General features: G+C 47.7%; 8 protein-coding genes and 2 pseudogenes. 3 read left to right on the top strand and 7 right to left on the bottom strand.

All coding sequences use genetic code 11. The features are described 5' to 3' along the window. Window positions 1-116 precede the first annotated feature (116 nt). Window positions 117-575, top strand: a pseudogene (locus LLF79_RS26375) (IS3 family transposase); the annotation flags it as partial. A 324-nt stretch (window positions 576-899) separates the two neighbouring features. Here LLF79_RS26375 and LLF79_RS26370 read toward each other — a convergent pair. From LLF79_RS26370 to LLF79_RS26345, 6 genes are all read right to left on the bottom strand, one after another. Next, a complete protein-coding gene (locus LLF79_RS26370) occupies window positions 900-2,399 on the bottom strand; it encodes a helix-hairpin-helix domain-containing protein (protein ID WP_045295178.1) in 1,500 nt (499 codons plus the stop codon). Between the two features lie 25 nt (window positions 2,400-2,424). Then, a complete protein-coding gene (locus LLF79_RS26365) occupies window positions 2,425-4,059 on the bottom strand; it encodes a PP2C family serine/threonine-protein phosphatase (protein WP_045295102.1) in 1,635 nt (544 codons plus the stop codon). Next, entirely contained in the window at window positions 4,059-5,099 is a 1,041-nt protein-coding gene (locus tag LLF79_RS26360) for a TerY-C metal binding domain-containing protein (RefSeq protein WP_045295100.1), read from the bottom strand. Before LLF79_RS26360 ends, LLF79_RS26365 begins: the two co-directional genes overlap by 1 nt. A gap of 87 nt (window positions 5,100-5,186) precedes the next feature. Continuing rightward, window positions 5,187-5,825, bottom strand: coding sequence for a VWA domain-containing protein (locus LLF79_RS26355; protein ID WP_045295098.1), 639 nt, complete (start codon window positions 5,823-5,825; stop codon window positions 5,187-5,189). Beyond that, the gene (locus tag LLF79_RS26350) at window positions 5,825-6,466 is read right to left on the bottom strand and encodes a TerD family protein (RefSeq protein ID WP_045295096.1); all 642 of its coding nucleotides are present in this window, start codon (window positions 6,464-6,466) and stop codon (window positions 5,825-5,827) included. The genes LLF79_RS26355 and LLF79_RS26350 overlap by 1 nt, the downstream gene beginning before the upstream one ends. A gap of 22 nt (window positions 6,467-6,488) precedes the next feature. Then, window positions 6,489-7,127 (bottom strand): VWA domain-containing protein, encoded by a 639-nt coding sequence (locus tag LLF79_RS26345; protein ID WP_045295093.1) that lies wholly within the window; start codon window positions 7,125-7,127, stop codon window positions 6,489-6,491. Between the two features lie 324 nt (window positions 7,128-7,451). Between LLF79_RS26345 and LLF79_RS26340 the strand changes: the two genes are divergently transcribed. After that, window positions 7,452-8,339, top strand: coding sequence for a hypothetical protein (locus tag LLF79_RS26340; protein WP_131638989.1), 888 nt, complete (start codon window positions 7,452-7,454; stop codon window positions 8,337-8,339). A 398-nt stretch (window positions 8,340-8,737) separates the two neighbouring features. Further along, complete coding sequence (locus LLF79_RS26335) at window positions 8,738-9,148, top strand: hypothetical protein (RefSeq protein ID WP_063402002.1); 411 nt, start codon at window positions 8,738-8,740, stop codon at window positions 9,146-9,148. 54 nt (window positions 9,149-9,202) lie between these two features. On the opposite strand, the pseudogene LLF79_RS26330 reads toward LLF79_RS26335, so the two are convergent. Next, a pseudogene (locus tag LLF79_RS26330) lies at window positions 9,203-10,491 on the bottom strand (ISNCY family transposase). Between the last annotated feature and the right edge of the window lie 280 nt (window positions 10,492-10,771).

The raw sequence follows: 10,771 nt of genomic DNA, 5'->3' as shown, positions 1-10,771 counted from the left end.
TTTACAGAAGTGGCAATGGCGTTCGCCAGCATTTAAATGGAGAGCCGGATGCGCTGAAAGGTGCACGTCCGGTTCGGGGAGGAGAGGCAGGGAAATAGTCCGACTACGCCCTGCCTCTTACTCTACTCCGCACCTGGCAGGGCTGGCTGTATCTGGCGGTGGTTATCGATCTCTTCGCCCGTAATGTGGTCGGCTGGTCGATGAAGCCCACTCTCTCACGCGAACTGGCACTCGACGCGCTGATGATGGCCGTCTGGCGGCGAAAACCGGACGGCGAGGTCATCGTGCACTCAGACCAGGGCAGCCAGTACGGCAGTGACGACTGGCAGCGCTTCTGCCGGGCTAATAACCTGGCCCCGAGCATGAGCAGGCGTGGCAACTGCTGGGATAATGCGGTGGCCGAATCGTTCTTCAGTTCGCTGAAAAAAGAGCGGATCAGAAAACGCATCTATAAAACCCGGGATCTGGCCCGGGCCGATATCTTCGATTACATTGAAGTGTTCTACAACCGGGCCCGGTGCCACAGTCACCTCGGCGGCCTCAGTCCGGAGGCCTTCGAACAGGCCTCATCGTGAGGACAGAATTTGTCTACGGGCGTGGGGTCAGTCCATGAAGACGAGCAATCAAAACTGGTTGATAAATGTATTACAGATGACCTTAAGATATTGAATTCTTGTTCATCTTTTGATCATATAATGACGGCTGCGGGAATAGAGGAGAGTCATGAGATTTACCATCGAGCTAAGCATTTAAGTGAATTGCAGCATACATTAAAAGGTGAAATTCAGGACTAAGTACACAGACAGAACTTGGGAGCTAAAACTTAAGTTTGTATTAAAGCTCCCGAGTAATGCCCGAATCATACTAACCAAATATTTTCATTCAGATTAGAACATCCCTTAGTTTTCTAATAATTGAACGACTATTAACCTGCCGCCTTCTTCTTTTGATAGAATAAACTGAGCATTGTCCGTTAGTTCCAACTTTTCCCCAACCGCAATTTGTCGTTTATCTGGTAAAGTCATGAGACCCTGTATCCCTTCATTTACTAACCACCATTGGTCGTTATGGAATACAAAATACCCTACGCGTTTTTTTTGCGCTTCCGTTGTACGTTCATTTGGCGCAATAAGACGATTCACATGCCACGCATAGATAGATTGCCCGCTCCATACCATCAACCGGTGGTCATCAGGACGATAGCTGCCCTCTTTACGCGAAGAGTACAGATTTAGCACGGGTAATTTACCCTTGTAGGGTGTCCCGCAGTATGGACAGACCGGTTTTGTCTTACCCGAGAAAACATACCATTTCTGTTCACAATCCTTGTTCTGGCATGGCTGTATCAGGTCGACTGTTTTTACTAGAGCTGTTTCCCACTCATCGGCGGTAGGTCGTTTAGTGGCATCATGTAAGCCATCAATGAAAGCTCGTTCGAACAGTAACGACAAATACGGGCCCATAATTGTGTACGGTATTTTAGCCGGGTCAGCCCACGGAAGTGAAAATGAGGATAACTGACCGACTTTAACTGCATTACTTTTGTCTACCGGATGTTCAATGAAGAGAGCCTTCTCACCCATCGATAAGCTCTCATCACGTACTTCATCCGACATGTCATGTATTTTTCCGCCACGTAGAGGGTGACGGAAAAAGAGGTACATGTAGATAAGCACCGAAAGCGCATGGCGGTCAGTAGTTATGCTTGGCAGTACACGGTTCGGATCTTCTTTGGAAAGATGGCTGGTTTTAACCACTTCCGGAGCGATAAAATCCGGTGTTCCCACCACGTCGGGAGGATACTTTCCGGGAACAACCAGGCCGTCTACGTCGATGATACAGGCATGGCCGTTTTCTGGATCGATCAACACGTTTTTATAGCTAAGGTCGCTGTGACAGAGGCCAGCCGCATGCATCCTTCTGACGGCTCTTGTCAGCAGCAGACAGACCTTGAGATAGGTTAGCGTATTCCCTCGTTCCCGCGGGTCGAGGAATTTACTCTGATTGCTGGCGCTCGCAAACCATTTGCCTTCTTTCTCGCGGCCTTTTATGCCGAGAAAATCATCGTTTTTGGAGCCATATTTAAAGAAAAAGGGGCTTTGATATGTTGGAACCACAATGCCTATTTTATTCTCGTGCTCAACAACGTGGGTTGGCCAGCAAAAAAGGTCCTTCCAGTATTCACCCCCCGATTGCCCAAAAATGTTTTGCCTGTAGCGGCCGGTGATCATATCAATACGTTCCCGGGCCTGCTCATTCTGCGGTTTATGATAAAAAGCGACGACATAAGATTTATCAGGCGAAAAGAAAACATCCTTCATCGAGCCCGACCCAATCACCTCATCTACGAACTGGACTGTTTCGCCGTCCTTTGTTTTGCACGTAACGATATTTGCCATATTGATCACCGAAAAAGCGTCTCTCTTACCACAACACCGCAATAGTGCGGTCATCATGGTTCCCTGTGGAGAAAAAGTTTAGCCATTCGCCTAACCTCTCGGGCGCATTACTGGCTTCTGCGAGGGCAGGGGTGAGTTCATTAACGAGGCGAGTCCATTTTTCGTCACTACGAAGTCCATTATCTGTCTCAAACAGAGGATCTGAAACGCCGTCTGTCATGAGGATCAAGTGAGATACGTCATTCCATTTGCCCACACTAATGCGGCCGGTAAATGACGGGTCTGCAATAATGTTCTGGTCAAGGAAGCGTGTTTGCCCTGCATATTCTCCGCTATCGGGGTTTCCCAGTATGCGGATTTTACCGGAAGGGCTGTATGCTCCTATCGCACCATCACCAAGCCAGAAAGAAGCAGCAAACAGCTCTTTATCAGTTCGTAGTGCTACAGTTGCCAGAAGGGTTGTTGAATAGGTTTTCACCGGTTGTTCTGCGCAAATTGCTTCGTTCTGGATGCTGTTGACCGCAAGCGTTGCTGCCTGTTTGAAATGATGAAGCATGGCGTTTATGGTTGCCTGCTGGTCGCTCCCTTCCCACGCCCTGATATGCTCGCCTAAATGGATGCCTTTCACTCCACTGAGTTGCCTGAAAAGGTAATCGCCTGCCGTCCTGACTGCTATCCGGGAGCCTTCTCTGGAATTTACCGCACTACCGGCCCCGTCTGCGACCAGCATGACTGACCATCCTGTTTCATGGCAGTGGTTGATATAGAAGTCATCATCTCTGAAGCTCCCGGCATGCTCATGGGAGCGTCCCCGGCGACTGGCGGCAGCAATCCGAATGTTATCCCTGACCAGGCCAGCTGAGTCCAGATGCAACTTAGGGTAGGAAGCGTCAGCGGGTGGTTCAATCACTTTCCACAGGCTTCTTGGGTCCGCGTTTACTACCAAAAGCACTTTTGTCTCGCAGTCGTCGTGCGAAGCGCATGACCAGCGTACTGTAAGCTCAAAATCTCCACTTTCCGTGGGAGTACCTGTAAGCAACTGATGTTCTTTTTCATAAGACAGACCTATGTCCCGGGGAAAGACTATGTCCCTGACAGCTGACTGCTGGCCATCATCCAGAGCAATGGCGACCGGTGACGAAAAATGTTCGCCAGCCCGGGCGTTGGGTATGGTTATTCTCGCTCCTGGGGGAGCAGGAAGTTGCACCGCTAAGCCTGTCCGTTGCTGGCCTGTCGGTATCTGCCCGGGTTTTAGTGCAGGAGATACCGGGCTCACACCTTCATTGTTTGTCGGTTTATCAAATGCGTAAAAAGGCATCAGCTTCCAGAACGGAGGATGTGGTTCATTTTCTGGCAGGGTTTGCAGTTCTGGTGTATCAGGAGCGTCGCTGCCCGGGTTATCCGCATCATTCCCGACCAGCTGCTGCTCGTCGGTAAGACCTGATGCAGACGTGACGGCAGATGAGTCATTATCACTGTCGTTAACCCCGGCAGAGGAAACCTGAGCAAGGCTATTAATCCGCTTAATGAGCTGCATAATCCCGGAGTAAAGGGCTGGATCCTTCGTTAAAAGGGAAAGCTGATCGTCTTCAACAGTCAGGCCCAGCTCAGAAAGCACTAAGCGAATAACCTTCTGTTCAAGTGAAGTATCTTGTGACATCAACCTCTCCCTCTGTTTACGTCGAAATTAGTGTTCCCGCCATCGTTCCTGAATGAAAGGCCTTTTTCACACCATGGGCAGATCACGTCATCCGGGCCGTCTATGCACAATAACTTCCCACATGAGCACATGGCAAACGCACTGGCATTACCACAGTGCGGGCACCCCGGTACGCCATGCAGTTCACTGGTGTTAACCTGCAAACCGGTCGCGGTGGCGTCTGACCAGGCAAAATAGTCCTCATCGATGGGATAGCATCCGGCAATGTTAAAACTGTTGAGGTTAAGCTTGAAGTCCAGCCCGGAAACCGTTGCTGGTGGCCGTTCATACTTCATCAGGTAAGGGCGGCGTGTTTTGCTGCAACGGCCGGTGAGCGTAACGCAGTTTTCGTCGTACGCCTTTATATGCTCATCTTTGGCCAAGCGTACTATATATTCAGTCTGGCTGAGCTCCGGCTGTTTTTCGTCCCCAACGCTGCGGCTGTGGGCAGTAACGGAGGCCGTGATCCATTTAATGAAGCGCGTAAAGTCGCCTTCCTGAGACTCTGTGAAAAGCATGGCATTCTCTGTCAGCTGCCGGAGGATATTAAGGTCCGCTGACGGGCCCAGGCCAACGGCAATGAGGTTCACCTTATTCGCGTAGTGATCTTTCCAGCGTTTCACTTCTGTAGTTGTGTCGTCAGTCGGACGTCCGTCGGTAAGAAGATAGACGACGGGCTTCCAGTCGCCTTTAGTCTCATGAGTGGTTTTCCTTACCTGGGTATCAATTTGCACGGTCAGTTCTCTCAATGCAGCACCGAGGCTCGTGCCGCCGCCAACGGGAAGGCGGGGAGGGTAGAATGAGGAAATTTCGTGCAAAGGTACAATCGTACGGGCTATACCGGCAAATGCGATTACCGAAACCCAGGCGGTTTCAAGTGCGTGTGGATCTTTTCTTAAATCTCCGACGATCATTTGCAGACCATCAGTCATTTTTTTCAGGTTTTCACCGATCATGGACTCCGAACAGTCCAGGACAAAAAAAACGGGAAGGCGTCTCATAATATTCCTCGTACGGCTGATAACAGCCTGCGGAAAAAGGTTCTGTACAGGAAGATGCTGCCAGGTAGAGCAGCACCTTCACGTCTGTCAGAGCACCAGCTGGATTTCTGGTGGAGGAGGTGGAAGGGTATCTGATCCGCTATTAATACCCGCACTTGTACTGCCGGAAGAAACGCTGGCTGAAACCCATTTAAAGAACCCTGCAAACGCGGTTGAATCAAGTGTCTCCAGAGACACAACCTTATCAGTGAGCTGTTTTAAATGCTCATGACCCGCTTTGGGACCAACGGCGCAGGCGATGATAGGGCCGAAACTCCGGCCACGGATAGCTTTAACTGCTTCACCGTACGCCCAGCTATCAGAAGGTGTACCATCAGTCATCAGGAATACTAGGGGACGCCAGTCTCCTTTGGTATCGCCATCTGAACGACGCACATCTCTGTCCACACACTGCATCAGACATTCAAGGGCTGAACCGGTGAACGTCCCGCCTGCGCTTGGTACCACGATGTCCGAATACTGGAAGTTTTCCAGCGGCGTGAGAGGAATAAACTCACGCGCCTCATTGTCATAGGTGATAATTGATATATGTACACTTTCGAGTGCGTATGGATCCTGGCGCAGAGCACTAAGCATCGCCTGAATTCCAACGTTAACGGAATGGATGGATTCACCACGCATCGAGCCGGAAGTGTCAATAACCAGGTAAACAGGCAGGCGGCGCATCAGACGTAATTCCTCAGGTGTGAGACAAACGAATCTGATTCTGAAGGCTCACCAATTGCCCTTAGTTTCCAGCCCGTAGACTCGCGGACCAGTTCAGCAAAAACCATGGAACGCTGGCTGGCGAAGGCCGGTCCGCCGGAAAGATCGAACCGCGCCATTTCAATATTACGGGCGTCTACAGCCCGAATGAAGGCATTCTGAACTTTGCCAAAGTGCTGCTGTAACTTTTCGCCATTGTAGATCTGGACGATAAACACAATTTTCTCGTACTTAGCGTCAAGGGAATTCAGGCGAACAATAATTTGCTCATCGTCTCCATCACCGGCTCCAGTACGGTTATCGCCCGTCAGCCAGATATTGCCTGACTTGTGACGGAGGCTGTTAAAAAAGATGATATCGCCATTCACAAGCGTTGGTTTGCCATTTTCTCTATCACCAAGGTCGGTAACCTTTCCAGCTGAATTACACAGGAAAGCAATCACATCGAGGTCGTACTCTTCTTCTTTCTTGCCAAAGATCCCGCCAAGAAAACCCTTCTTATCTTCATTGATATCCCAACCGAGGCCAATAGTAACGGACGAGAGATCGTATTCATTTTTTTTCAGGCTTACGCCCTGGCCTTTGCTCAGACTGATAGACATGACATCCCCTTAATCAATAAAGTTATAAAACCACATTCACTTCTGGTGGCGGCGGTGGCAGGTCATCAAGACCAATCACTTCTTTTTTATTGGATTCAACTTTCTGACTGCCTACCGAAATACTCGCACTAACCCATTTGAAGAAAGCTTTAATCGTCGAACTGTCAGCAGTATCCAGCTGAAGCACTATTTCAGTAATTTCTTTAAGTGCGCTGCTATCGGCATCATGACCGGCTGCACATGCCACGACTACGCCGGTTCGTGCCGCTTTGAAGTCGTTCAGGCCTTTACGCCAGTCATCAGTCGGACTTCCGTCCGTCATCAGGAACACAAGGGGACGCCAGTCACCTTTCGTGTCTGCTGTCGTTTTCTGTACTTCCTTAGCAATGGAACTGGCCGTGAGAGAAAGCGCTTCGCCAAGGGATGTAGTGCCGCTGGCTGTCAGTGCTGGCAACTGGAAACTCAGGAGATCTGTCAGAGGTACGGCCTGTCGGGCGGAAGAGTCAAAGGTGATCACTGACACAAAGGCTGTTTCAAGTGCATACGGATCCTGTTTCAGTGTTGTAAGCAGCGTCTGAACACCATTCTTCACCGCTTCGATAGGCTCTCCGTGCATAGAGCCGGATGTGTCGAGTACAAGATATACGGGTAAACGTCTCAAATGGAAATCCTTCTGAAGTTGGTTATTGCTATGTTGATGAAGTTTAATAATTTCGTTTTATCGCCAAACATCCTTGAAAACAACAATCATCTGCAAGAAATCATAAGCGCTACCCAAAAATTGGGGCTAGATACGTATGGTACTTTAGTTTAGCTTTCTCAAGATTAGAATCATGTCTCACCAGAAATGGCTTTTATGCCGAGACATAGTTCACAAATGCTAATGTTGCATGACATGTTGCGAATCATTATGTTTCGTTAAACATATTTGCTAGTTTTTAAAAAACGGCTATCACGTTAAGTTATTATATAGGAAATAAATTAAATGGGACTAACTTCAGACGGTCGGTGGGAAATAAATAATATTTTATTGCACGATTTATTGACATACTCTGATGGCAGCGCAAGAGTTGGAGAACTCAAGGCTTGCTGGAGTTCAGGCCATGGTTTTTATATCGTAAAAGGTATTGTTACCTGGTTAACGATGCGCTCTTTAAAGATTGAAAGATTACCGTGGATGGCTGACTTTTCATTTACGACTCTCAAGTATGAAAAAAGATTATATATACCTATTCTAAAATATTTACAAGAACACCCAGAGGTAGTAGATGAAGCATGCAATGAGCTTCTTGAAATCTACGCCCATACGCAGAGATTCTATGCAGGTAAAACGCATATTAGGCTTGGCAGAGGGTATAAAAGCTCAGATGAAGTGATTACAAAGAATGACGATTATGCCAAAGCGGTATATCATCATGCTGTCGCAGCACAGATGGTTAATAAAGGAACTATTGACATACCTCATGATGTGATTACCTCATGGGGTAAAAACAGCAATTACAATGCTGACTACCTGGTTGGTGTTGATATGGACGTGGCTATTGAGGATATTTTATTATCAGCTGAAACCATTGCTCCAAGACAAAACGAAATACAACATAGTGCTCTCGAATCTGGAGAATTCCTTGTGCTGAACCGTAGCTGGGATGGTTTGCTTAAAGTAAATGCTGAAGCTGTTACGGCGCTGAATGGATTTTCAATACAAGAACCCGAAAATCAGGATGAGGCAAGAAAAATATTATCGGAACCATTACCAGCGTACCGGCCGATGGATAATTATAATCAACTAGTTTTAGATAAACGAAAATCTCCACAGTCTTTCCGTTCACGTATATCACGAGCGTGGAATATCTTAACAACGAAATATCAATAATTGTCTTAATTTGCGCCGACTACAAACCTTCTGAAGGTCAAAAGTAGATCTTCAGATTTTCGCAATCGCATGTAGCCGATATGTACTCTTTGTAAGCTATGACCAAGTGCGCAAAGTGCAACCGAAAAATCATAACCCATTGATTTATATGTTATTGCAAGATTAAAAAGTCACCCGATTTAGCAAGTTTGAAATGTCACCTAAAGTGACATAAAGGAGTGGTGGAAATGGGGTTTTAAACTGGAAGAGACGAGGGGGTGACGTTTCCTGCATGAATGACGAGCGCAATTATCAGGAATCTTACAAGAGAAACATCTAATTCCTTGCTGAGTATACATTAACTCAAGCCACCACTTTGAGTATAAATTAACTCATCATTAATTGGCTGGTATTTAGACGTGAAAATTAACTACGTCCGTAAGCAAAGTGGAAAAAGAACAACAATCATTCTGCCTGATTCTATATGCGAACTATGGTTTACAACTCGCCCTCCAGTGAGCGAAAGTTGTGCGCGACAAGCGCTTTGTGAACTGCTTGAACAACTTGATGACCCCAAAGCTGGAACCACCTTCCAGTCTCAGGCAGAACTCGTGATTCTCGGTGACATCCGAGCATATCAGAACCGGCTTTTAGCCAGTAATGATGAGCTAAAGTGTCGCGTAATTGACTGGATTACAAGTACGCTTCCGAGTATTACCCCTCCAACAGCTCAGGCGTCAGAAATTTTAGAAGAATTGGAAAAGTTGAAATTGGTTCCATGGGAAGTGATTGAGAAATTTGATTCACTGGAAGAGCAAAGGTGGAAATAGTATCCAGTGAATCGCTCAAGATAAATTCAACTTTTAAACCAAAAAGAGCAGGGGCTAGCGTTTTAAGCTGGCCCTGAACTCCTCTGGATTGCTCAGAACCGGATTAATCGCCCTGAGTTGTTCCTGAACCCTGGCCTGAGCTCGTCGTTTGGGCATCTTTTTGCTCCGGTCACGCTTACCATCGCGTTCAAGTTCATCCATTTTACTTTGCGCCAGCTTCAGAACAGCCCCAAGACGTTTGTTATCAATAATTTGCCCCTGGTCGACACATTCCAGTTTATCGAATACCTGATATTTGAGTGAACGGTAACCGTATTTGAATGCCAGCGTGCCGTCTGGATAGTCGTAGACTGTTATTTTCTCGCCAGCGATGCGAGTGTTTTCTTCAGAAGGCTCAACTAGATAGATCATTTTGTCATAGCGGAATGTCAGCGTTTTAGACAGCTTACGCAGCTCCTGCCAGGCAAAAATATCATCCAGCTCTTCGTTGCTCTCAGCCACGGGTCGGTGCAGATCTTTGGGGTATTTTGCTGGTCTTGCGAAGCGACGATTGAAATCAGCGATGAATGTATCCAGCCAGGCGTTGGCTGCTTCAATACTGCTGATTCCCTCAAGACGCATCTCCTTGATTAGCCGATCCTGAAGTGTCTGATTTGCCCGCTCCACGCGGCCTTTAGCCTGTGGACTGTTGGCACAAATCAGCTCGATCCCCAGTTCAGAAAGCACACGGCCAAACTGGGTAACACCGGTTGTGGTTGAACCACCATTATTGACCCTGAAAATGCCGTGCTTGTCGCTGTAGAACGCAAGGGGCTTTCCGTGTTGCTCGAGATACTCGCGGGTGGCCATCATGTAATCAAAGGCTGATTCAGTCTCACCAAAGCGGAGGTGCATCAGGCGACCAGTCGCGTCATCAATAAAGACGAGCAGGCAGCATTTCGGCGCTCGACCTTCAAACCAGTCATATGGAGAACCATCAATCTGAACAAGTTATCCGAGGCAGTCACACCGGTATCTGGGTTGATGAACGCGGGCCTGCAACGTGAATAAGGAACCCAGAGTCCATCAGCTATCATCCATTTTCTGAGCGTTTCAACAAATACTGTGATGTTGTGACGTTCGCGTAATTTTTCTGCGGCCAGTGTTGGTCCATAGTCGCTGTAATGATCATGAAGTAACGAAATAACTCGCTGCTTCAGTGACTCAGGAAGCCTGTGATTATCGGGGCGTCCACGCCGAAGGTTTACCAGTCCTGCGGCGCCAGAATCACGAAAGCGGTTCATTAGCCGCTGTGTCTTACGTTCGGTCAAAGCAAGCTGCTGAGCAGCATCACGACGGCGCATGCGCTTTTCAACAACTGACTGAATGACGTTGATCAGGCTGAGTTGGTCACAAGCATCCTGATGTCTCCATGGCCTGAGGATTTGATCCTTTATGCCAGAAAAAGTTACATCACTAAACGGGTAAAAGTAACATTAGAATATTGCAGTTACACAGTTTGTCAAGGCTCAATTGAAATGTCCGTTATCCAGCTCAATTAAAATGACCACTTTGATCTCTCATTCTCTTTACTGATAGACTTGGCTTTGTTGAATAAATCAGATTTCGGGTAAGTCTCCCCCG

It is taken from the genome of Enterobacter cloacae complex sp. 2021EL-01169, from assembly GCF_020733125.1.
Classification (GTDB): Bacteria; Pseudomonadota; Gammaproteobacteria; order Enterobacterales; family Enterobacteriaceae; genus Enterobacter; species Enterobacter roggenkampii.
Note: the sequence above shows the minus strand (reverse complement) of the source record. Positions and strands in the feature narration are given on the sequence as shown.